This is a genomic window from Serratia sp. NCCP-200 (assembly GCF_059697885.1).
Window position 1 is genome coordinate 1 of the sequence record NZ_BAAKUJ010000002.1, and the last position, 21,586, is coordinate 21,586.

Annotated in this window: 21 protein-coding genes; 9 read left to right on the forward strand and 12 right to left on the reverse strand. The window is 54.1% G+C overall.

Features of this window, described 5'->3' with window-relative positions:
* Nucleotides 1-303: 303 nt before the first annotated feature.
* Entirely contained in the window at nt 304-867 is a 564-nt protein-coding gene (gene gmhB / locus AC6HVW_RS05315; protein ID WP_021179944.1) for a D-glycero-beta-D-manno-heptose 1,7-bisphosphate 7-phosphatase, read from the reverse strand.
* A gap of 186 nt (nt 868-1,053) precedes the next feature.
* Here gmhB and metN point away from each other — a divergent pair, with 186 nt between their 5' ends.
* From metN to AC6HVW_RS05350, 7 genes are all read left to right on the forward strand, one after another.
* Nucleotides 1,054-2,085: a methionine ABC transporter ATP-binding protein MetN gene (gene metN, locus AC6HVW_RS05320; protein ID WP_021806092.1), complete on the forward strand. Its 1,032-nt coding sequence runs from the start codon at nt 1,054-1,056 to the stop codon at nt 2,083-2,085.
* The gene (locus tag AC6HVW_RS05325) at nt 2,078-2,731 is read left to right on the forward strand and encodes a methionine ABC transporter permease MetI (protein WP_021179942.1); all 654 of its coding nucleotides are present in this window, start codon (nt 2,078-2,080) and stop codon (nt 2,729-2,731) included. The genes metN and AC6HVW_RS05325 overlap by 8 nt, the downstream gene beginning before the upstream one ends.
* Before the next feature lie 98 nt (nt 2,732-2,829).
* A complete protein-coding gene (locus AC6HVW_RS05330; RefSeq protein ID WP_059201621.1) occupies nt 2,830-3,645 on the forward strand; it encodes a MetQ/NlpA family lipoprotein in 816 nt (271 codons plus the stop codon).
* Between the two features lie 117 nt (nt 3,646-3,762).
* Complete coding sequence (gene rcsF / locus AC6HVW_RS05335) at nt 3,763-4,167, forward strand: envelope stress sensor lipoprotein RcsF (RefSeq protein WP_024485562.1); 405 nt, start codon at nt 3,763-3,765, stop codon at nt 4,165-4,167.
* On the forward strand, nt 4,164-4,871 hold the full coding sequence (gene tsaA, locus AC6HVW_RS05340) for a tRNA (N6-threonylcarbamoyladenosine(37)-N6)-methyltransferase TrmO (protein WP_071682787.1): 708 nt from the start codon (nt 4,164-4,166) through the stop codon (nt 4,869-4,871). Before rcsF ends, tsaA begins: the two co-directional genes overlap by 4 nt.
* A 121-nt stretch (nt 4,872-4,992) precedes the next feature.
* Nucleotides 4,993-6,711, forward strand: coding sequence for a proline--tRNA ligase (gene proS / locus AC6HVW_RS05345; RefSeq protein ID WP_497569291.1), 1,719 nt, complete (start codon nt 4,993-4,995; stop codon nt 6,709-6,711).
* A 65-nt stretch (nt 6,712-6,776) separates the two neighbouring features.
* Entirely contained in the window at nt 6,777-7,634 is an 858-nt protein-coding gene (locus AC6HVW_RS05350; protein ID WP_071682789.1) for a YaeF family permuted papain-like enzyme, read from the forward strand.
* Nucleotides 7,635-7,653: 19 nt separating this feature from the next.
* Here AC6HVW_RS05350 and nlpE read toward each other — a convergent pair whose 3' ends face one another.
* Genes nlpE through AC6HVW_RS05365 form a run of 3 tightly spaced genes read right to left on the reverse strand, consistent with a single transcriptional unit; the run spans nt 7,654 to nt 9,346 of the window.
* The gene (gene nlpE / locus AC6HVW_RS05355; protein ID WP_059201625.1) at nt 7,654-8,340 is read right to left on the reverse strand and encodes an envelope stress response activation lipoprotein NlpE; all 687 of its coding nucleotides are present in this window, start codon (nt 8,338-8,340) and stop codon (nt 7,654-7,656) included.
* A 40-nt stretch (nt 8,341-8,380) separates the two neighbouring features.
* A complete protein-coding gene (gene arfB, locus AC6HVW_RS05360) occupies nt 8,381-8,794 on the reverse strand; it encodes an alternative ribosome rescue aminoacyl-tRNA hydrolase ArfB (RefSeq protein ID WP_021179935.1) in 414 nt (137 codons plus the stop codon).
* A gap of 3 nt (nt 8,795-8,797) precedes the next feature.
* Complete coding sequence (locus AC6HVW_RS05365; RefSeq protein ID WP_059201626.1) at nt 8,798-9,346, reverse strand: YaeQ family protein; 549 nt, start codon at nt 9,344-9,346, stop codon at nt 8,798-8,800.
* A 214-nt stretch (nt 9,347-9,560) separates the two neighbouring features.
* Between AC6HVW_RS05365 and AC6HVW_RS05370 the strand changes: the two genes are divergently transcribed.
* Both AC6HVW_RS05370 and rof read left to right on the forward strand, forming a co-directional pair.
* Nucleotides 9,561-9,761, forward strand: a complete 201-nt coding sequence (locus AC6HVW_RS05370; protein ID WP_024529521.1) for a YaeP family protein — start codon at nt 9,561-9,563, stop codon at nt 9,759-9,761.
* Nucleotides 9,754-10,011, forward strand: coding sequence for a Rho-binding antiterminator (gene rof, locus AC6HVW_RS05375; RefSeq protein ID WP_223499701.1), 258 nt, complete (start codon nt 9,754-9,756; stop codon nt 10,009-10,011). Before AC6HVW_RS05370 ends, rof begins: the two co-directional genes overlap by 8 nt.
* A gap of 51 nt (nt 10,012-10,062) precedes the next feature.
* Here rof and AC6HVW_RS05380 read toward each other — a convergent pair whose 3' ends face one another.
* The 8 genes from AC6HVW_RS05380 to AC6HVW_RS05415 all read right to left on the reverse strand — a co-directional run bounded on the left by AC6HVW_RS05380 (nt 10,063) and on the right by AC6HVW_RS05415 (nt 21,556).
* Nucleotides 10,063-10,377: a c-type cytochrome gene (locus AC6HVW_RS05380; RefSeq protein WP_497569292.1), complete on the reverse strand. Its 315-nt coding sequence runs from the start codon at nt 10,375-10,377 to the stop codon at nt 10,063-10,065.
* Nucleotides 10,378-10,387: 10 nt separating this feature from the next.
* Nucleotides 10,388-11,713, reverse strand: a complete 1,326-nt coding sequence (gene tilS / locus AC6HVW_RS05385; protein ID WP_071682790.1) for a tRNA lysidine(34) synthetase TilS — start codon at nt 11,711-11,713, stop codon at nt 10,388-10,390.
* 56 nt (nt 11,714-11,769) lie between these two features.
* Nucleotides 11,770-13,230: a dipeptide permease DtpD gene (gene dtpD, locus AC6HVW_RS05390; protein ID WP_497569293.1), complete on the reverse strand. Its 1,461-nt coding sequence runs from the start codon at nt 13,228-13,230 to the stop codon at nt 11,770-11,772.
* Nucleotides 13,231-13,289: 59 nt separating this feature from the next.
* Nucleotides 13,290-15,428 carry a lysine decarboxylase CadA gene (cadA, locus tag AC6HVW_RS05395; RefSeq protein WP_021806099.1) on the reverse strand — a complete coding sequence of 713 codons (2,139 nt, stop codon included), beginning with the start codon at nt 15,426-15,428 and terminating at the stop codon, nt 13,290-13,292.
* 96 nt (nt 15,429-15,524) lie between these two features.
* The gene (gene cadB, locus AC6HVW_RS05400) at nt 15,525-16,871 is read right to left on the reverse strand and encodes a cadaverine/lysine antiporter (RefSeq protein WP_497569294.1); all 1,347 of its coding nucleotides are present in this window, start codon (nt 16,869-16,871) and stop codon (nt 15,525-15,527) included.
* A 418-nt stretch (nt 16,872-17,289) separates the two neighbouring features.
* Nucleotides 17,290-18,840: a lysine decarboxylation/transport transcriptional activator CadC gene (gene cadC / locus AC6HVW_RS05405; RefSeq protein ID WP_071682793.1), complete on the reverse strand. Its 1,551-nt coding sequence runs from the start codon at nt 18,838-18,840 to the stop codon at nt 17,290-17,292.
* Between the two features lie 89 nt (nt 18,841-18,929).
* On the reverse strand, nt 18,930-19,319 hold the full coding sequence (locus AC6HVW_RS05410; protein WP_071682794.1) for a VOC family protein: 390 nt from the start codon (nt 19,317-19,319) through the stop codon (nt 18,930-18,932).
* A gap of 80 nt (nt 19,320-19,399) precedes the next feature.
* Nucleotides 19,400-21,556 (reverse strand): lysine decarboxylase LdcC, encoded by a 2,157-nt coding sequence (locus AC6HVW_RS05415; RefSeq protein ID WP_071682795.1) that lies wholly within the window; start codon nt 21,554-21,556, stop codon nt 19,400-19,402.
* Nucleotides 21,557-21,586: the final 30 nt, after the last annotated feature.

Genomic DNA, 21,586 nt, shown 5'->3' on the forward strand with positions numbered 1-21,586 from the left:
TATTTTTTTGCTACCGAAGTAGCTGGATATCGTCTTGTGAGTGCCCACACAGATTGTCTGATAAATTGTTAAAGAGCAGTGAGTTACGCGCTTTCGCTTGCTAACTCGAGGTGGCGTATATTACGCTTTCCTCTTTCAGAGTCAACCTTAATTTCAGGTTTTTTCTCTGCGACCCCCGGAGACTCTGTGAAGTTGTTCACATGTTCCGTGTCGATGGAGGCGCATTATAGGGAGCTGGTTCAGAATGACAAGGGATAATATGCACTTTTCTTCCGACCGCTCACTATTCATGCATAACGCTGCTTAAACCCGCTTTTTAATCGCTGCCGGCAGCTCTTGCAGGCTGTTTAGTACCCAATCCGCCGCTTTCTCACCTTCTTCAGTCACTGGCTTGCCGGTGCGCACCAACACTTTAGTGCCTACCCCTGCAGCTGCGGCCGCCTGCATATCCTCGATTTTGTCGCCAACCATATAAGAAGCGGCCAAATCGATGTTCAGTTCTTTCTGCGCCTGCAACAACATGCCCGGCTGCGGTTTGCGGCAATCACAAACCTGGCGATACTCTTCTATTACTGCTTCAGGATGATGTGGGCAGAAATAGATGCCGTCCAGATCGACGTCGCGGTCAGCCATCGACCAGTCCATCCATTCTGTCAGACGCATAAACTGGTCTTCGCTGAATTTACCACGGGCAATGCCAGACTGGTTGGTGACCAGCACCAGTGCGAAGCCCATGCTTTTCAGTTCACGGCAGGCGTCAATCACGCCATCGATAAACTGGAAATCATCTATTTCATGGACGTAGCCATGATCGATATTAATCGTGCCGTCACGATCTAAGAAAATTGCTGGAACGCGTTGTGTCACCGGTATGCTCCTGAAAGCCTGAAAACCGCCACAGTATCGCATGTTTTCGCCGAGACTGAGAATGATGAAGAATAGCGTTAACGTTGACTTGGACGTCTAGACGCCTTAACATCTGATCCAGACCTTGGCGCTGATCAAGGTCTCTCTTTATTAGGCCACGGCAACCAAGCTAAAAATAAGAAGAATATGATTAAACTTTCCAACATCACCAAAGTGTTCCAGCAGGGGTCGCGTTCCATTAGCGCACTCTCTGACGTGACTCTTCACGTTCCTGCCGGACAGATTTATGGCGTCATCGGTGCCTCAGGCGCCGGTAAGAGTACGCTGATCCGCTGCGCCAACATGCTTGAGCGCCCAACGTCAGGTACCGTTCTGGTTGATGGCCAGGATCTGACCTCCCTGTCTGAAGGTGAGCTGACGCGCGCACGCCGCCAGATTGGCATGATCTTCCAACACTTTAACCTGCTCTCTTCACGTACGGTCTTCGGTAACGTTGCCCTGCCGTTGGAGCTGGACAACACCCCACGCGCGGAAATCAAAAAACGCGTGGTCGAGCTGCTGGAGTTGGTTGGTCTGTCAGATAAGCACGATGCCTACCCTGCCAATCTGTCAGGCGGCCAAAAACAGCGTGTGGCCATCGCCCGTGCGCTGGCTAGCAATCCTAAAGTGCTGCTGTGCGACGAAGCGACCAGTGCGCTGGACCCTGCCACCACCCGCTCCATTCTCGAACTGCTGAAAGATATCAACCGCCGCCTGGGGCTGACCATCCTGTTGATCACCCATGAAATGGACGTAGTGAAACGTATCTGCGATCAGGTCGCGGTTATCAGCCAAGGTCAATTGATTGAGAAAGACAGCGTTAGCGAAGTGTTCTCACACCCTAAGACGCCACTGGCACAGCAGTTTATCCAGGCTACTTTGCATCTGGATATCCCGGATGATTATGCCGCACGTCTGGTACCTGAGCGTACCGGAGGCCGTCAACCGCTGTTACGCCTGGAGTTTACCGGCCGCTCGGTCGATGCACCGTTACTGTCAGAAGCGGCTCGTCGCTTTAACGTGAACAACAATATTATCAGCGCACAGATGGATTACGCTGGCGGCGTGAAGTTCGGCGTGATGCTGGCTGAACTGCACGGCTCCGATGAAGATGCACAGGCAACGATTAAGTTCCTACAAGAAAATCAGGTAAAAGTAGAGGTTCTGGGTTATGTCTGAGGCAATGATGTGGTTAATGGCACGTGGCGTGTGGGAAACCGTTACGATGACCTTTGTCTCCGGCTTCTTTGGCTTTGTTCTTGGCTTACCGGTTGGCGTACTGTTATATGTGACCCGCCCTGGGCAAATCATTGCCAACAATACCGTCTATAAGGTGTTGTCCGGGTTGGTGAACATTTTCCGTTCCATCCCGTTCATTATCCTGCTGGTCTGGATGATCCCGTTCACTCGCATGATCGTTGGCACCTCTATCGGTTTGCAGGCGGCTATCGTTCCACTGACCGTGGGCGCGGCTCCCTTTATTGCCCGTATGGTAGAAAACGCCCTGTTGGAAATTCCGTCAGGTCTGGTTGAAGCTGCTCGTGCCATGGGTGCAACCCCAATGCAAATCATCACCAAAGTGCTGCTGCCTGAAGCGCTGCCAGGTTTGGTGAATGCAGCTACCATCACGCTGATCACCCTGGTGGGCTATTCTGCAATGGGCGGTGCCGTCGGTGCCGGTGGCTTAGGTCAAATTGGTTATCAGTATGGTTATATTGGTTATAACGCTACCGTGATGAATACGGTATTAATATTACTGGTGGTGCTGGTGTATCTGATCCAGTTTGGTGGCGACCGTATCGTGAAGGCCGTTACCCACAAATAGTTTTACCCACGCGCTGACATCTACTCGATAGTTTTGCTGCATCTGGCAGGATAAAGAGTAAGGCGTATTTCATATGCGAGTCTAATTGAGGAAGGGATATGTCGTTAAAGTTTAAATCCATCGCAACAATCGGCGCACTGATCGGTACTCTGGCTCTGGCCGGTTGTGGCCAGGATGAAAAAGATCCAAACCATATCAAAGTGGGTGTTATTGTTGGTGCTGAACAGCAAGTGGCTGAAGTGGCACAAAAAGTAGCAAAAGATAAGTACGGCCTGGACGTTGAGCTGGTCACCTTCAACGACTACGTGTTGCCAAACGAAGCCCTGAGCAAAGGCGATATCGATGTCAACGCCTTCCAGCACAAGCCTTACCTGGATCAGCAGATCAAAGATCGTGGTTATAAGCTGGTTACGGTAGGTAACACCTTCGTGTACCCGATCGCCGGTTACTCCAAAAAGATCAAATCCATTGATGAGCTGCAAGAAGGTTCACAGATAGCACTGCCTAACGATCCAACCAACCTGGGTCGTTCACTGTTGCTGCTGCAAAAACAGGGTCTGATCAAGCTGAAAGACGGTGTTGGCCTGCTGCCAACCGTGCTGGACGTGACCGAGAACCCGAAAAACCTGAAGCTGGTTGAACTGGAAGCACCACAGCTGCCACGTTCACTGGACGATCAGCAAATCGCTCTGGCCATTATCAACACCACTTACGCCAGCCAGATTGGTTTGACGCCGGCCAAAGACGGTCTGTTTGTTGAAGATAAAGACTCACCTTACGTCAACATCATGGTTGCCCGTGAAGATAACAAAGACGCGGAAAACGTGAAGAAATTCGTTCAGGCTTACCAGTCTGACGAAGTTAACGAAGCAGCCAACAAGATCTTTAACGGTGGCGCAGTAAAAGGCTGGTAATCATTCATCAGCCATTTTATTCCGATAATTGCAAGACGGGCTACGGCCCGTCTTGTTATTTGCGCCAGAGATTGCTTCAATAGCGCCACTTTGATTATAAAATGGCAGGGACTCTCAATGCGTGTTTTACCTCTCTGTTTGTTAGCGCTCGCGCTGACTGGATGCTCAACGCAGCACACGGCTCCATCCACAACAAACAGCACAACAACTACGGCCGCTCCCGCTCCGGTAAAAGCCACCCCAGCAGCCCGCCCGGCCCCGGTAAAACTGTACAAGAGTGCAGAAGAACTGGTCGGCAAGCCTTTCCGCGATTTAGGTGAGGTTTCTGGCGAATCCTGTCAGACCACGGTTCAGGACTCTCCGCCTAATCTGAATACCGCACGTAAACGTATGCAGACCCGAGCTTCCTACATGAAGGCCAATGCGGTGCTACTGCATGACTGTCAGATTGTCAGCGGCGTCGCCGGTTGTTACCAGCAGGCCATCTGTCAAGGCTCTGCGCTTAATGTCTCTGCCAAATGACCGAATTTGTCTTTGAGCAGATCGGCACCATCCGTTCTCCGTATAAAGAGAAATTCGCGGTTCCCCGTCAGCCTGGGCTAGTTGAAGACGGCGGCGGTGAACTGGTGCTGTTGCCGCCTTACAATCAGCCCGAAGCGGTACGTGGCCTCAGCGAATTCAGCCATCTGTGGGTGATGTTTGTGTTTCATCAAACCATGGAAGGAGGCTGGCGTCCTACCGTGCGGCCTCCTCGTCTGGGCGGCAATGCACGTATGGGCGTATTCGCCACCCGTTCGACCTTTCGCCCTAACCCGTTGGGTATGTCCTTGATCGAACTGAAAGGCATACGGACTCAAGGGGGCGAGGTGGTACTGGAGTTGGGCAGCCTGGATTTAGTTGACGGTACACCGGTGGTCGATATCAAACCCTATTTGCCGTTTGCCGAAAGCCATCCGCAAGCGCGAGCCGGTTTTGCTCAGGCTGCTCCGGCTGGTGATATGCCGGTGTATTTCTCACCCGAAGCGGAACAACAGCTGCAGCAACATGTGCGGCGCTACCCCAACCTGCGCCGTTTTATCACTCAGGTTCTGGCGCAAGATCCTCGCCCCGCCTATCGAAAAGAAGAAGCCAGCGGGCGCGAATATGCGGTATGGTTGTTGGAGTTCAACGTGCGCTGGCGGATCGTTGATCGTCAAAGCGAAGTGTTGTCGCTCGACGCCCGTTAAAATTCCGCCCGCTCTCTTTTGACAACCGGCTCGCGCTGGTAAACTAAGCCACTTTTGAAAATTTTGGCGGCCAACCCTGGCAGCCCGATGCAATTTGCAGTTCTAACGGAACCAAAACACCATGCGTACAAGCCAATATCTGCTCTCCACACTGAAGGAGACACCTGCCGACGCCGAAGTGATCAGCCACCAGCTGATGCTACGCGCCGGGATGATCCGCAAGCTGGCCTCCGGTCTTTACACCTGGTTGCCGACCGGCCTGCGCGTTCTGAAGAAGGTTGAAAACATCGTTCGCGAAGAAATGAACAATGCTAACGCGATCGAAGTTTCCATGCCGGTAGTTCAGCCCGCAGACCTCTGGCTGGAAAGCGGCCGCTGGGAGCAGTATGGCCCGGAATTGCTGCGCTTTGTCGATCGCGGCGAACGTCCCTTTGTACTTGGTCCAACCCATGAAGAAGTGATCACCGATCTGATCCGCAACGAAATCAGCTCCTACAAGCAGCTGCCGCTGAACTTCTTCCAGATCCAGACCAAATTCCGTGACGAGGTTCGCCCACGCTTTGGCGTAATGCGCTCGCGTGAATTCCTGATGAAGGACGCTTATTCCTTCCACACCACCCAGGAATCCTTGCAGGTCACCTACGACGCGATGTACGAGGCCTACAGCAAGATCTTCAACCGTATGGGCTTGGATTTCCGTCCGGTGCTGGCCGATACCGGTTCTATCGGCGGCAGCGCTTCACATGAGTTCCAGGTGCTGGCACACAGCGGTGAAGACGACATCGTGTTCTCAACCGGTTCCGACTATGCTGCCAACATCGAGTTGGCCGAAGCGGTTGCCCCTGCTCAGCCACGTGCTGCGGCAACCGAAGAACTGCGCATCATCGATACGCCGAACGCCAAAACCATCGCCGAGCTGGTAGAGCAATTCCAACTGCCAGTAGAGAAAACGGTGAAAACCTTGATGGTGCACGCCCGTGAAGATAGTGGCCACAAGCTGGTTGCCTTGCTGGTGCGCGGCGATCACGAGCTGAATGAAATCAAGGCCGAGAAACTGCCACAAGTTGCGGTTCCACTGACTTTCGCTACGGAAGAAGAAATCCGTGCAATCGTCGGCGCAGGCCCTGGCTCCCTTGGCCCAGTCAACCTGCCGATCCCAGTGGTTGTCGATCGCAGCGTAGCGGCCATGAGTGACTTTGGCGCGGGTGCCAACATCGATGGCAAACACTACTTTGGCATCAACTGGGAGCGTGATCTGCCGCTGCCACAGAGCGCCGATATCCGTAACGTGGTGGAAGGCGATGCCAGTCCAGATGGTAAAGGTACGCTGCTGATCAAGCGCGGTATCGAAGTGGGCCACATCTTCCAACTGGGTACCAAGTATTCAGAAGCGATGAAAGCCACCGTACAGGGTGAAGATGGCCGTAATCAAGTGCTGACCATGGGTTGCTACGGCATCGGCGTGACGCGCGTGGTAGCTGCTGCCATCGAACAGAATCACGATGACCGTGGCATTATCTGGCCAGACGCGATTGCCCCGTTCCAGGTAGCTATTCTGCCAATGAACATGCACAAATCATTCCGCGTGCAGGCTCTGGCTGAGGAACTGTACGATACCCTGCGTTCACATGGCATCGACGTGATCCTCGACGATCGTAAAGAGCGCCCAGGCGTGATGTTTGCCGATATGGAACTGATCGGCGTGCCTCACTCCATCGTGATTGGCGATCGTAACCTCGACAGCGAAGAGATTGAGTATAAAAATCGCCGCGTTGGCGAGAAGCAGATGATCAAAACCGGCGAAATCGTTGATTTCCTACTGGGCCAGATCCAACGTTAATTGATAGACCAAGCCCCCCAGATAGGGGGCTTTATTAATGGATATTGTTGTTAAAGGATTAACTTATGCCATTACGCAGCCCCTCGGCTACCTGCCTGTATGCTTTGCTTTCGGTGTTTTTGACCGGTTGCACCATGGACGTAGGCTTATCCGACCGTGAAAAACACTCCATCAATCCCGTCAACGTTCAGTTCCAATCGTTAAGCTCCGCCCCAGGAAAAACGCTGCGCGAAATCAATCAGGCCGACCTGCAAGAGGGTGACCTGCTGTTCTCCTCAACGATTGGTTTGAAATCACTCGGGATCCGTATCTTGAGTACTTCGTCAGTCAGCCATGTTGCCGTTTATATTGGCGAAGGGCAGGTTGCCGAAGCTGTAGGGGAAGGCGTGCAGATTATCAGCCTGAAAGACGCGCTGACCCATAGCGACAAGATGTTTGCTTTGCGCATCCCCGATCTGACACCGGAGCAGGCTAGCCAGATCCGCCAATTCGCCAGCCAAAAGGCCGGCAGCCGGTATAACTATCTGGGTATTGCCGAGATGGTGCCCTTTATGATGACCAAGCAGCTGTGTTCGCTGAACCCCTTCTCTGCCGATTTCCGCCAGCAATGTGTACAAGGCTTGGCCGCAGCCCAGCTCAAGGCACCGACCGGCACAGAGTCGTCCTATTTCTGTTCGGAGTTTGTGATTGCCGCGTTTGAAAACGCCGGACATCCGTTGACGTTGGCCGCTCCTGGCTGGGTCAGCCCGGGCGATTTACTGCATATGCGTGAAGGGGATATTGCTACGCTGGCACCTAGCAAAGCGCTGGTTTACGTTGGTCATATCAAGCCGGGGATCTATTTACGTTCGCGGGCGTTAGCTAAAAACCAACCCACACTGACAACTGCAACGGACAACAATAACGACCCCATCATCAAATGATGAGGCCATAATTCGTTGATTAATTAGCACAGCTCTTGCTGTTGTCGAAAGTTATTTTGCCACCCGGCTCCGGGATCAGCGCTTTTTGCATCTGCCCTTCCTCCATGGAGGGCTGCACGCTGAAATGCCCGTTCAACATCAGGAATACCGGTTCGCCCGGTGCCCGTTGGGCCTTCAGATAGCCCTGCTCCAGCGCAATATTATTCGCTACCGGGAAGGTTTTGCCGGTGGCACAATCCTGGAATACCGCCGCGTCGGCCATATAGGTATACAACCCGGTCAACGGCATCGGCGTTTTCGGCAAGGCTTTGGTCACCGGCGACAGCACATAATTAAGCTGAGAGATAATCGGTGCTCCACTGCGGTCCAGCATTCTCAATTGTTTACCTTCCGGGTGGAAATAGCGCTTTTCACCATTGCTCTCGGTCAGCACCAATTTATCTGCCGTGCGCGCCCATTTACCGTAGCTGGCAAAGGTGCTATCGCCATCTCTTGAACCGCGATAGGTTTCCTGCAAGATAAAGGTGCCGTCTTGATCGAGGAACAGTGTGGTGTCCAGCCCGCTGCAATCAGCACAGGGCAATAATCCCTGATAGCTCTGCTGCATCGGCTGAAGCGGCTGTTCTTTTGGCTGGTATTGATTGTTACATCCTAGCAATGAAAGGGCTCCTGCCGCTAAAAACAGGGCAATGGTTATTTGCTTCAAGTTATTCTCCTGTTGTCATCCGTTGATGCCAAGACGCCGCCTAAGGTAAAACCTTGCCGCGCAGCGCCTTGGTCGCGCCTTTACGCACTTTGCCTTCGAGACGGCGTAATTTGGCGCCTTTACTTGGTTTGGTGGCCCTGCGCGTCTTTTCGACCACCATCGCCTGTTGGATCAGCGCCACCAGCCGGGCCAATGCCGCTTCACGATTCATTTCCTGGCTGCGATATTCCTGCGCTTTGATAATCACCACCCCATCACCGGTCACTAAATGATGATTAAGCGCCAGCAGCCGTTCTTTATAGTACTCTGGCAGGCTGGACGCCCGGATGTCAAAGCGCAAATGGATCGCCGTTGAGGTTTTATTCACATGCTGGCCACCCGCACCCTGCGCGCGGATCGCCGTTAGTTCTATTTCGTTGTCCGGTATGGCTACGTTTCTTGACAGTTCCAGCACCGGTTATTCCTGCACCTGCTGCCATTCGGCAAATTGAATTTCCAGACTATTCTGAAGGTCTGACAGCCAGATAGTGCCTTCCTGCAGCGTGGCCTGTAGCGTCATATTGCGGCTGGCTAACGCGGTCAAGCGAGACAGTTGTTCATCATCGAGAAAGCGAATACTCAGGTTCTTGTGATTAGCCACCTTGCTCTGCATAGACTGCCACCAAACATGCCCGGCGCGGTCACCGTAGGCGTAAAGCACCACACGAGGTGACTGATTGCAGGCTTTCTTGATGCGCTTCTCGTCCGGCAGCCCCAGCTCTATCCACATCTCCAGCCCGTTATGGTCGTTGCGCCGCCAGATTTCCGGCTCGTCTTCCGCACTCAGGCCTTTGGTAAACACCAGGCGCTCATCGGCATGGCAGATCCAGGCCAGTAGGCGCAGCATCATGCGCTGTTCGGTTTCTGAAGGATGCTGGGCCAGGGTGAGTGTGGTATCAAAGTAAAAGTGACGGTCCATATCAGCGATATTGAGCGTGGCTTTGTAAATTGTTGCTTTCAGCGCCATGGGTAACCTCTTTATTAACAGGCCACATTGTACTTGATCAGGGCAGCCCGCAGCCAGCACGGGGAGCGTCAGGAGTGGACTAATGCCCAAAAAGAGGAACTAATAACTCACTAACACCTGTGCTATAGTCCTTTAGATAGGATTTAACCCCGAGTGTCTGTGCCTTATTGCAGCCTGCGTGGCGATAATGCAGAGATCCTAAAGGGAGGCCATTGTGCAACAATACTGTGAGTTAGTACGACGTTTTTACGCTCAGATCGGCAGTGGAGATCTAGGCTACGTGCCGGATGCACTAGCATGTGTGTTAAAGGCATTGGACGAGGTTGCCGCGAATAGCGAGCTACCGTCCTCCGTTAGGGAACAGGCGGCATTTGCCGCCGCTAACTTATTGGTGAGCGACCATGTTGATGAATGATGAGTACCAATCCATCAATTGCGATGACTATGAAAGCCTGGAACTCGCCTGTCAGCATAACTACATTCTGAAGCTAGAGTTACGCGACGGAGAGAAGTTCGAAGGCATTGCCACCGAGTTGAAATTTACCAAGGGCGTTGAGTACCTGATTGTCGATCAGGCCGGTAGCGCTCTCAGCTTGCGTCTGGATCACATCCTCAGTTTCAGTCATCCGGAAATCGGTACCGTGGTTGTCAGCCTGTCAGACTGATATAGCGGTAACGCCATCTCCACAGGGCAGCCCAAGGGCTGCCCTCGTCATTTAAGGCTTCAGGCTGGCGTAATAGGCCGCCAGGTCGGCAATATCCTCATCCGACAACCCCGAGACATAGGCCTTCATTACTTCCGCCTGCCCGCCAGAGCGCTCCCCTTTCTTGTAAGCCTGCAAAGAGTGCTCCAGATACATTTGATTCTGCCCGGCCAGGTTCGGGTACATGGGTACCGAAACCTTGCCTTCCGCGCCGTGGCAGGCCATGCAGCTGGCCGATTTATTCTTCCCTGCCGCCACATCGCCCGCCGCCATGGCGGAAAAACTCAGCACGCTTGCCATCACTACCATTACGCTCACCAATTTCATTGCCCACTCCTCACAGCAGATTGTTATTATTTTTTTTCCAGCCAAGCCGCCAAGCCGGTTGCCCCGCAGACGCTTGCCCTTCCTCAGTAATAAATACGCCCACGGCAGCGATTAACTGCTCATCATAGTAGAGCAACGGGATACGTTCACGTTGCCACGGTGGAATAGCCAACTCTTGCCACAGTTTTTTTATCGGACGTGAGCCGGCACGGCCAACAATCCGCGCCCTGCCCTTGGCGGTAAAACGCACGCTGACCGACTCATGCTCTAAAGGGGCACGTACCTGGCATTCACCTTCGCCCACGCACAGAGTACCCAGTCCGTCAGGTAACGCCAGTGGGGCCTCATTAGGCCAGGGCAATTGTGCGCCGCTCAGATCAGACATCAGCGGTAGCAGATACAAGCGCTGGCGAAAACGGCGGATCTGGTAGTTCCCGAGTTGCAGCTGAGGTTCGGCATCTTCCCGGCTTAACGCCACTTCCTGCCATAGCCGATGCAAGCCATCTCGCGCAGGCATGGTGACGCCAAACAGCCCAATCCAGCGCCGTAGCAAAGCATAGCGCCTGGCCGCAGAACAGGTAGCCAATTCGGCGATAGCGAGCGAGTTTTCCCCATCCAGCAGTTGGGCCAATTGCTCGGCCAGCAGCTCATCAAGCAGTTGCTCCTGCTCGGCACATAATTCAGCGCTGCGGGCGGTGGCGGCAGCAAAATGCGGCCAACGTTGATTCACTATCGGCAGAACGTTCAGACGTAAGAAGTTGCGATCGAAGCGGGGATCCTGATTGCTATCATCCTCGATCCACTGCAATTGATGCTGGTGTGCGTAGGCTTCCAACTGCTGGCGCGATATTCCCAACAGCGGGCGCAATAAGGGATTGTTACCCAAACGGGTTTGTGCCGCCATGGCAGACAGCCCCGCAGGGCCGCTGCCCCGTTTTAAGGCCAGCAAGAAGGTTTCACATTGATCGTCAAGATGCTGCGCCGTCAGCAAAGCCTCGTCTACGGCCAACGTTTCTGCGAAAGCAGCGTAGCGGGCCGAACGGGCCGCGGCCTCGATACCGCCAGGCCGCCCCTCTAGCTGAACATGTTTTATCACCAGCGGTACCTGCCAGCGTTCGCATTGCTGCTGGCAATGTGCCACCCAATCGTCGGCAAAACGACTCAGGCCATGGTGGACATGCACCGCGCGCAGTGCAATGTCCGGTTGCTGCTGGCGCAACAGCATCAGCAGATGCAACAGCACGCTGGAATCCAGGCCGCCGCTGAACGCCAGCAACAGTTGGCGCTCAGCCCCTAGAGGGTCGGCAATCTGTGTCAGGAGGTGGTGGGTCTTCATCAATTGAGCTTAGTGACATCTACATAGCTGCACGTTAACCAGCCCACCGCCATCAATCAAGCATTAACCGCGCTATCATTGCGCCGGGTCATTCCCCACCACAGCCCCAGAGCCGCCAGCACCAAGGCGGCACTTCCTGCAGCTCCCCAGCCAATCTGGGTGAAAACCTTGCCGTAAGCTTCAATCATCGCATTACCCAATTGGCTTTCGGTGGTCTGGTTGGCAATCAGGCCCGCGAGATAATTAGCCACCGAGCCGGTCGCCAGCATATAAATACCGGTCAACACGCCGGTGATGCCAGGAATATCCAACCGGGTGATTTGGGCCATCGCCACCGGATCGATAAACAGTTCGGCAAATCCCATCACCGCCAGCCCGGCCACCATCATCCCCATCGAGGCCTGGCCATGCAGTTCTCCCCAGCGCGCATTTAGCGCCATCAGCATAAAGCCCACGGCAATCAGCAGCAGGCCAAAGGCAAATTTGCACCAGATGCGCACGGTCTGAGCGTTCCCCTGGCTGCCACGCATCAGCCAGGCCAGCAGCACGCCGCCCAGCATGACCGCAAAGGCGTTTACCGACTGGAACAGCGCCGTAGGCACCGACCAGGAGAACCATTGCCGGTCAACAAAGTGATCGATAAACAGGCTGATCGAACTGCCGCCCTGTTGGGCAAAGGCCCAAAACAGCGTCCCCAGCAGCATCAAGATGATGATTTGCCATAATGCCCGACGCTGTTCACCACTCACCCGCCAGAGGATACACATGACGATCACTACCGCAGCGGCGCACACGACGCCAAGCAGATACCCGGCCCAGTTGTGAATAAACAACAGGGCGAAAAATAGTGGAGCACACAACACCCCAGCCACCAACCAGAACCAATGCGGCAAGCGTAGCGTGGTGGCCTGTATCAGCGGGATATTCACCCCACGCGTATGCCGAAAATGTTTACTCCCCGACAGGAAGATCATCAGCCCGGCAAACATCCCTATTCCCGCCAGCGCAAAGCCGACGTGCCAGCCATAGCGTTCAGCGGCCAACCCACAGGCGATCGGAGCCAGGATAGAGCCAACGTTCCCCGCTGCATACAGCAGAGAAAACCCGCCTTCCCGCCGTGGGTCCTGCGCCTGATAAAGCTCTCCCAACAGGCAGCTGATATTGGATTTAAACAGGCCATAGCCGCAGATGATAATGCCCAGCGCCAGATAAAGAGAGTTGGCAGAGACCGCCCCCAACCCCAATACGATATGGCCCAAGGTCATCAAGGCCGCCCCGGCAATCACCGAGACGCGGTTACCCAACAGGCGATCGGCCAGCAGGCCGCCCAGAATGGGGGTGACATAAACCAAAGAGGCATAAGCGCTGAAAAGGGTGATGGCGTGGCTATCGGAGTAGCCTAACTGGTGGGTCAGATAGAGGATCAGTAACGCGCGCATGCCGTAAAAACTAAAATACTCCCAGATTTGGATTGCAACGACATAGTTGATAGCGCGCGGTTGTGAGGGTGTTTTCATGGTGTACTCCCATCAGGATAACCAAGGGGAAAGCGTCTGTGCTTTCCCCTGTGATGTCATTATTCCGCTTTCAACACTTTCACCGTGTAGCGACCATCCGGCTGGCGGTAAGCCCCGTGAATATCGGTTTCAAAGCCCGGATAATGCGCGCCGATTTCACACAGCATTTGCAGGAACTCCAGCACCGGGCGGCTTTCTTCGGTCAGCATTTCCCCCGGCATCACCAACGGCACGCCTGGAGGATAAGGCAGGATCATATTGGCATTGACCTTGCCGACCATATCCTCCAGATAGACTTCCTCCACTTCGCCGTGCAGCTCTTTCTGGAAGGCGTGGTAAGGGTTCATCACCATGGTTGGCAGCACTTCAAACGCACGGTACATCAGGTCCGGCAGGTTGTGATGCTCGACCAGGCGATGGATGTTCTGCGCCAGATCCTGGATGCGCATGTTTTCATAGAACTCAGGCGCTTCCTGATACAGCGATGGCAGCATGTTTTTCACCCGCAGGTTCAAATCGAACGAGCGTTTGAAATCGGTCATCGCGCGCAGCAGGCTCAACGCTTTGGTTTTATCGATACCAATGCTGAAGAGGAACAGCAGGTTGTACGGGCCGGTTTTCTCCACGATGATGCCGCGCTCATCCAGGTATTTGGCTACCAGGCTGGCTGGGATACCGAACGGTTGCATCTCACCTTCTTTGCTCATCCCTGGGGTGAGGATGGTCACCTTGATCGGGTCGAGATACATATGTTCGTTATCGATGTTTTTGAAGCCGTGCCAGGCGCTGTCGGAACGCAGCGGCCAGCATTCTGGTTCATCGATATGCTCCGGCTGCCAGACGTCAAAGAACCAGCCTTCGGACTCCACTTTCAGCCGTTTGATTTCCTTACGGAACTTGATGGCACGCTCGATGGAACCGTTAATCATGCGCTTACCGGCGTTGCCCTTCATCATCGCAGCGGCGGTTTCGGTGGACGCCACGATGCCGTAATGAGGCGAGGTGGTGGTGTGCATCATATAGGCTTCGTTAAAGGTCTCTTCGTTGATGTCCCCTTTAACGTGGATCATCGAAGCCTGCGAGAACGCCGCCAGCAGTTTGTGGGTCGACTGGGTTTCATAGATCACCTTGCCTTCAACCCGGCCCCCGCTCATGCCGCATTTGCCTTTGTAGATCGGATGGAAGTTGGTGTAAGGCACCCAGGCGGAATCAAAGTGGATCGATTTAACGTCCAGAGTCTGTTTGATGAAATCGGTGTTGTACAGCAGGCCGTCGTAGGTGGAGTTGGTGATCACCGCGTGCGCTGGCCAACTGGCGTTCGGCGTTTCTTTCACCCGCTTGGCGATGGTGGCGCGGCTGAATTCGCTCTGCGGGATGCCGCCGAGAATACCGTAGGCATTACGGGTTGGCCGGAAGTAGATCGGCGTGATGTCACTCATCATCATCAGATGGGTCAATGATTTGTGGCAGTTACGGTCGATCAGTACGGTACTGCCTGCCGGAGCGGCATACATACCAACAATCTTGTTGGCGGTGGAGGTGCCGTTGGTCACCATGTAGCTGCGTTCGGCATTGAACACGCGGGAAATGTACTCTTCGGCCTCTTTGTGCGGGCCGGAGTGATCCAACAGCGAACCCAGTTCGGAAACCGAAATGGAGATGTCAGACTTCATGGTATTCGGGCCAAAGAAGTCATAGAACAGGCTGCCCACCGGGCTTTTCTGGAAGGCGGTGCCGCCCATATGGCCTGGAGTACAGAAGGTATATTTGCCTTCACGCACGTATTTGAACAGCGCCTTGGTCAGCGGTGGCAGGATGGCATCGATATACTCGTCGGTGTTCTGTTTGATCTTGGCGGCGATATCTTTTGCCGCGCCCAGCGCGTATTCGAAGAAGCGCACCTGCATGCGCAGATCGTTGAGGCTGACATCAAGCGTCGAATAGGTATTGGCAAAGGCATACAGCGGCATGTATTCATTGAGCTGGCTGATCTCTTCGCACAGCTCAAGGTTGTATTTGTCCCAGTCGAAAATTACGCCGCACAGGCGGGCATTGTTTTCGATCAGCTTTAATAAATCTTCACGGTCATTAGGGTAGACGATGCGGAAGTCCAGGCTTTCCAGCGCCTGATGCAGTTCGCGGATCGGCTCTTCTTTGAAGTAGACACCCATGTGATTCATGATGGCAATAACGTTCATAATCATTTCTCCAGGCAAAGCGGGCCCCTTCCCGTCGCGGCTGACAGGTCGGAAAGAAAGGGGCTGGGTAAATTCAGTGGGTCAGAGCACGCAATCTCAGTGCGCTTTGGCCGTGGTGCTGTCGTTGACCGGTGCGGCTGCTTTGGCAACCTGGCGGGTATTCATTTTGCGGGCATAGAACATCAGGATGATCAGGCTGACGATAAAGGTGCCGGACAGCTCGAAGGAGTTGGCGCCCATCAGGGCGATAAAGCAGAATCCACAGCCCAATACCGACGCCACCAGGCTCAGCAGGTTACGCACGTTGACACCTTCAAAGCGGATCAGGTCAACGCAGGAGTAGAAGTAAGGCAGCATGGTCAGCAGCACCGCGATACCGGTCAGTTCGCCGAACAGGTCGGAAGCCTTGCCACCGCTGGAGTTCATCACGGTGATCAACACCATCAGCGCGGTCATTTTGCAGCTAGCCAACAGCAGGCCCTTCTTCGGAATGCCGTTTTTATCCAGTTCGCCATACACTTTCGGGAAGTTGCCGTCGTTAGCCGCACGCACCCCGGCCTGACCTACCAGCATCATCCAGGAACCTAACGAGGTCAGGCAGGCAAAGGCGGTGAAAGCGGAAACCATCGGGGCCGCCCAGTTACCCATAATGGCGGAGGCGCTGATGGCGAAGGGAGCACCGCTGGCAGCCATTTGCGCTGCAGGGAACATCCCGCTCATTACCTGAGTGGCAGCAATATAGATAATCCCTGCCAGGCCGGTACCGAGCATGGTCGCCAGTGGTACGGTACGTTTAGGGTTTTTTACCATCCCGGTGCTGACGGCGGCGGATTCAACGCCGATAAACGCCCACAGGCAGAGCAGGATACTTTTCACCACGGCATGGCTATCGGTGGTACCCGAGGTATTCCAGTTGGCTTGATAGGTGGCAACGTCAAACCAGTGCCAACCGGCCACGGCGGTGACCACTACCGGGATCAAGACCAGTACCAGGCCCAGCGTGGTCAAGCGGCTGACCCAGGTGCCCCCCAGCAGATTGACAAAGGTGAATATCCAGACGATGGCGATACAGGCAATCCCGGCCGGTACCGGATTATTCAACGCGGGGAAGAAAGTCGAGAGATAAGAAACGGCGGTAATGCCGATTGCCAGGTTACCGATCCAGTTGGCATGGTAGTAAAGTACGCCAGTTTGGAAACCGAACGCCGGGGAGATTTCCCCCGCATAGGCAATTGGCCCACCCTGCTGCGGGTTTTTGGTCGCCAGGCGGGCGTAAACATAAGCCAATGACATCGCGCCGATGATAGAAATCACCCATCCCCAGATGGCGATAGATCCCAGACTTGCCAGGTTTGCCGGTAATAAGGCAATCCCGCTCCCCATCATATTACCGGCGACGACGCCGGTGCAGGCAATAAGCCCTATTTTCTTGGATGAAGCCATGGTCAGTTTCTCCTGATTATCGATGCTGGTAAGTGCTGAGCATTAAGAGGCGAGATTAATGAACAGACTTGATAATCAGGATGCTAACGGTCCGCCAAAATAAAGTCCTAAAGATAAGGTGAAATTACGCTCATGATCCTACAAATGATATCCGGAGGTTTTTGACTCACTTATCAAGAAGGCAGGATAAGCTAAAGAAAAGATAAAGTTTGTTTAGAAACAACAGGATATTTACATGGGATAGCGGGAATTAAGAGTGAAGCCGATGGGAGTCATGCAGAACGCCGACACGCCGTAAACCCATCCCTGGGGGCTCGCAATCGCGCATCCCTGCGCTCAACGGTCGGCTAACCTGCATGACTCCCACCGACCTTAGACTTTAAGTGTCGCTGTTTTAAAAGAACAGTTGGCAATAGAGTTATTTTTGCGTGTCGTAGTTGTCTAAATAAGGAACAACTGCGGTGACTGAGGTTTGGAATACGCCATTGCGGATCCAATGTAGCGTATTTTCACCGGGGCGCAGGTTAAAAGCGGTAATATAAGAGTCCGCAGCCTGATGGTTATGGCCCTGCATTTCGTAGACTTTGCCTAGTAATACATAGTTCAACCATGACATCTGTAGATCGATAGCTTTATTAATGGCGCGATAAGCCTCATCGGTTTTTCCCTGCGACAAGGCATCGACGGTAACTATCTGCTGCAAGATGGGTGAATTTACCAATGCTGGTAACGTCCCCAGCCGGGTAATATCCGTTCGTAGCTGTGCGAGTTCGGCCGCATCAAGGGGTTGGTAGGAGTTACGCAACAAATCCACCAGCGCTTTTTCGGCAACGGCATACTCAAAGTCCGGCGAGGCTTTGATTATTGCCTCCAATTGGCTGCTGGCGCGGGTCAGTGAGTCCGCATCCCCCTGTACCAGCAACTGATGTACCTGATAGAAACGCTGCAGCGCCGGGCCATTTTGCGGCAGTAGCTGTGCCAAACGCTGTGCCAGTTGCTGCGGCCAAGGCTGTTTCAACGCTGCCGACAGGCTGGCAAGGAAATCCTGCTGAATTTTTAGCTGATTATCGGTGGTAATAAAGTAGCGCTTATCCAGCATGATCGAGCTGTCGGCATTATCCACCAGCCGCACCGACAGGAAACATTGCTGGGCGCGGTAATGGCGTTGGTTAACGAACTCGATATACAGCGACTTGCCGGAGCTGCTCGGCCCGGCAAAGTTGTAGTTGGTCTGATCGTGTACCAGAAACGTGGAATAGGTATTCAGTGCGTCGGTGACCAGTTCACTCACGCCAACTACGTAAGAGAGCTGTGGCGTCCAGTTGCTGCAGCTGTTCCCCCCCTGGATACGAATATCGATATCACGTGGGTTGAGCAACACCGGCATAGTGGACACCGGTATGCGCTGAGACAGGGTTGCAATGCCAACAAAGGCGACGCAGGCAGACAGCGCCGCCAGGAAAGCCAGCCAGACCCAAAAGGGTGAGCGTTGATAAAAACGACCTGCCGCAGTAGGTAACAGGGTCTTTGGCTTGGTGGCCGGGCGCGGTGGTATATAGGCGGGAGCCTCTTCCTCGCTGCCATCTTCCGGCTCATGCATTACCACGGCCACTTGGGGTAGCAACGGCGGCGCGTCTTCCCCCTCTTCACACCACATGACCGGCGCCGTCAGTTTATAACCGCGTTTGGGAACGGTGATGATGTATTCAGGGCTGTCTGGATCACCGTCTTTCAGATATTTGCGCAGTTCGGAAATACACTGGGTCACCACATGGTTGGTGACGATATTACGCTTCCAGATGTTATCAATCAGCTCGTCGCGGCTGAGCACCACGTCCGGGTGCTGAGCAAAGTACTGCAACATATCGATCAGGCGCGGTTCCAGCGTCCGTTGACGCCCATCACGGCTTATGCGGTTGTCGGCCGGGGTGATCAGCCACTCCCCGACGCGGAAAACAGGCTCTTGCATGGCGGAAATAACTCTGTGGACACTGAGGGCAAGGGCGCGATGATAGCATAACGACCCATAACTTGGGCCGTTCTCAGCAGATTAAGCATTCATAGTTCATATAATTCGAGCGGTAATCCGTCAGGATCGCTGAAAAAGGTAAAGCGGGATTGGGTATAGGGATCGACCCGAACCGGCTCGCAAATGACCCCTGCCGCCTGTAAATGCGCTATCGATGCCTCGATGTCCTCTATGCTGAATGCCAGGTGACGCAGGCCACAGGCTTCCGGGCGGCTCGGCCTGGCTGGAGGGGATGGGAAAGAAAACAGTTCAATGACGTATTGGCCATTCAGCGCCAGATCGGCTTTCCAGGAGTCACGTTCTTCACGGTAATATTCCGCTAACAGGGTGAACCCCAGGATATCGCAGTAAAAGCGCTTACTGGCGGCGTAATCAGAACCAATCACCGCTATATGGTGAACCTGTCGTAATGCCAACATGGATGGACTCCGTAAGTTATTTAGTGACCCCTCACCCCAACCCTCTCCCACAGGGAGAGGGAGCTGATTCAGAGCCGTAATCAGGTTGAAGAGTTGATCTGTGAGGTTTTCAGCACCTTCACCAGATAGCGTCCATCCTCGGTCAACTTGGCCCCGTGGATATCGGTTTCAAAACCTGGGTAGCGTTCGCCGATCGAGCACAGCATCAGCAGGAAATCGAGCACCGCGCGGCTCTCTTCGGTGATCATCTCCCCCGGCATCACGACCGGTACGCCCGGCGGATAAGGCAGGATCATGTTCGCCGCCACCTTGCCGATCAACTGATCGATCTCGCAGGTTTCCACATTGCCGCGTACTTGCTGCTGGAACATCTCATAAGGCGTCAGCTTCATCTCCGGCAGGACGTCAAACGCACGCAGCATCAGGCCCGGTAAATCGTGCTGGCGGATCAGTTGGTGGATCCCGGCGGCCAGATCCTGAATGCGCATATGGCGGTAGAAGTCCGGATCTTCAGCATACAGATCCGGCAGCATGTTCTTCACCCGCAGGTTAAGATCGTAAGCTCGTTTGAAATCCGTCAGGCTGCGCAGCAGGCTCATCGCCTTGGTCTTGTCGATACCAATGCTAAACAGGAACAGCAAGTTGTACGGGCCGGTTTTCTCCACCACGATCCCACGCTCATCCAGGTATTTCGCTACCAGCGCGGCAGGGATCCCACTTTCCTCCAGTTCACCCAGTTCGTTCATCCCCGGCGTCAAAATGGTGACCTTGATCGGATCCAGGTACATATGATCGCTGTCGGTCTGGCCAAAGCCATGCCAGTTGTCGTCCGGGTTCAGCGGCCAGCACTGCGCCTCGTCAATCTCTTCCGGCTGCCAGATATCGAAGAACCAGGTGTCACTCTCGGCACGCAGGCGTTGCACTTCACGGCGAAAATGCAGGGCTCGCTCCACGGAGCGGTTAATCATGCGCCGCCCCGGATTGCCACGTAGCATCGCCGCGGCGGTTTCCATCGAAGCCACAATGCCGTAATGCGGCGAAGTAGTGGTGTGCATCATGTAGGCTTCGTTAAAGGTGTTCTCGTCATAATCCCCTTTAATGTGGATCATCGAAGCCTGAGAGAAGGCAGCCAGCAGCTTGTGGGTCGATTGAGTTTCATAGATCACCTTGCCAGGGATGCGATCGCCACTCATGCCGCTCTTGCCGTCATAAATCGGATGGAAATTGGTGTAAGGTACCCAGGCCGAATCGAAGTGGATCGACGCCACGTCCAGCGTTTGCTTGATGTAATCGGTGTTATACAGCAGGCCATCATAGGTGGAGTTGGTGATCACCGCATGCACCGGCCAGCTGGCGTTGGCTGTGTCTGCCACCCGCTTGGCAATGCTGTCGCGGGTAAATTCGCGCTGGGGAATACCGCCTAAAATACCGTATGCGTTACGCAGCGGGCGCAGGTAAATCGGCACGATGTCACACATCATCAGCAGGTGACACAGCGACTTATGGCAGTTACGGTCAATCAGCACCGTACTTCCGGCAGGTGCCGAATACATGCCGACAATCTTGTTGGCGGTAGAGGTGCCATTGGTCACCAGATAGCTTTGCTCCGCGTTGAAGGTACGGGCAATGTACTCCTCCGCCTCCAGATGCGGGCCGGTGTGATCCAGCAGCGAACCGAGCTCTGTCACCGAGATCGAAATATCCGCCTTCAGGGTATTGGCACCAAAGAAATCGTAGAACAGGCAGCCCACCGGGCTTTTCTGGAACGCGGTGCCCGCCATATGGCCCGGGGTACAGAAGGTATATTTCCCCTCCTTCACATAGGTGAACAGCGCCTTGGTCAGCGGAGGGGTGATGGTATCCATATACTCATCGGTATACTGGCGAATGCGCTGGGCGATATCGTCGGCAGCGTTCAGACCATACTCGAAGAAATAGAGCACCATACGCATTTCGTGCAGGTGAACGTCGAAGGTGGAGTGAGTGTTGATAAACGCATACAGCGGCAGGTATTCATTCAGCTCATTGATTTCGCTGCACAGCTCCAGGCTGTATTCATCCCAGTCAAAAATCACCCCACAGATACGCGCATTGTGTTCGATCAGCTTGAGCAGGTCACCGCTGTTCTTCGGGAACACCAGTTGGAAACCCATTGAGGCCAGCGCCACGTGCAGTTCGCGGATAGGCTCGTCTTTGTAATACACGCCCATCGGGCTCATGATCGCAATGATATTCATCGCAGCTATCCTTCAGTTAACTACCAATAG

Coding starts and splice junctions, on each gene's coding strand:
- rcsF (WP_024485562.1), top strand. CDS start 3,763: ATGCGTGTTTTACCTCTCTGTTTGTTAGCGCTCGCGCTGACTGGATGC.
- rof (WP_223499701.1), top strand. CDS start 9,754: ATGAATGATGAGTACCAATCCATCAATTGCGATGACTATGAAAGCCTG.
- AC6HVW_RS05350 (WP_071682789.1), top strand. CDS start 6,777: ATGCCATTACGCAGCCCCTCGGCTACCTGCCTGTATGCTTTGCTTTCG.
- AC6HVW_RS05415 (WP_071682795.1), bottom strand. CDS start 21,556: ATGAATATCATTGCGATCATGAGCCCGATGGGCGTGTATTACAAAGAC.
- dtpD (WP_497569293.1), bottom strand. CDS start 13,230: ATGAAAACACCCTCACAACCGCGCGCTATCAACTATGTCGTTGCAATC.
- AC6HVW_RS05410 (WP_071682794.1), bottom strand. CDS start 19,319: ATGTTGGCATTACGACAGGTTCACCATATAGCGGTGATTGGTTCTGAT.
- AC6HVW_RS05380 (WP_497569292.1), bottom strand. CDS start 10,377: ATGAAATTGGTGAGCGTAATGGTAGTGATGGCAAGCGTGCTGAGTTTT.
- AC6HVW_RS05365 (WP_059201626.1), bottom strand. CDS start 9,346: ATGGCGCTGAAAGCAACAATTTACAAAGCCACGCTCAATATCGCTGAT.
- AC6HVW_RS05325 (WP_021179942.1), top strand. CDS start 2,078: ATGTCTGAGGCAATGATGTGGTTAATGGCACGTGGCGTGTGGGAAACC.
- proS (WP_497569291.1), top strand. CDS start 4,993: ATGCGTACAAGCCAATATCTGCTCTCCACACTGAAGGAGACACCTGCC.
- AC6HVW_RS05330 (WP_059201621.1), top strand. CDS start 2,830: ATGTCGTTAAAGTTTAAATCCATCGCAACAATCGGCGCACTGATCGGT.
- tsaA (WP_071682787.1), top strand. CDS start 4,164: ATGACCGAATTTGTCTTTGAGCAGATCGGCACCATCCGTTCTCCGTAT.
- tilS (WP_071682790.1), bottom strand. CDS start 11,713: ATGAAGACCCACCACCTCCTGACACAGATTGCCGACCCTCTAGGGGCT.
- cadA (WP_021806099.1), bottom strand. CDS start 15,428: ATGAACGTTATTGCCATCATGAATCACATGGGTGTCTACTTCAAAGAA.
- cadB (WP_497569294.1), bottom strand. CDS start 16,871: ATGGCTTCATCCAAGAAAATAGGGCTTATTGCCTGCACCGGCGTCGTC.
- metN (WP_021806092.1), top strand. CDS start 1,054: ATGATTAAACTTTCCAACATCACCAAAGTGTTCCAGCAGGGGTCGCGT.
- cadC (WP_071682793.1), bottom strand. CDS start 18,840: ATGCAAGAGCCTGTTTTCCGCGTCGGGGAGTGGCTGATCACCCCGGCC.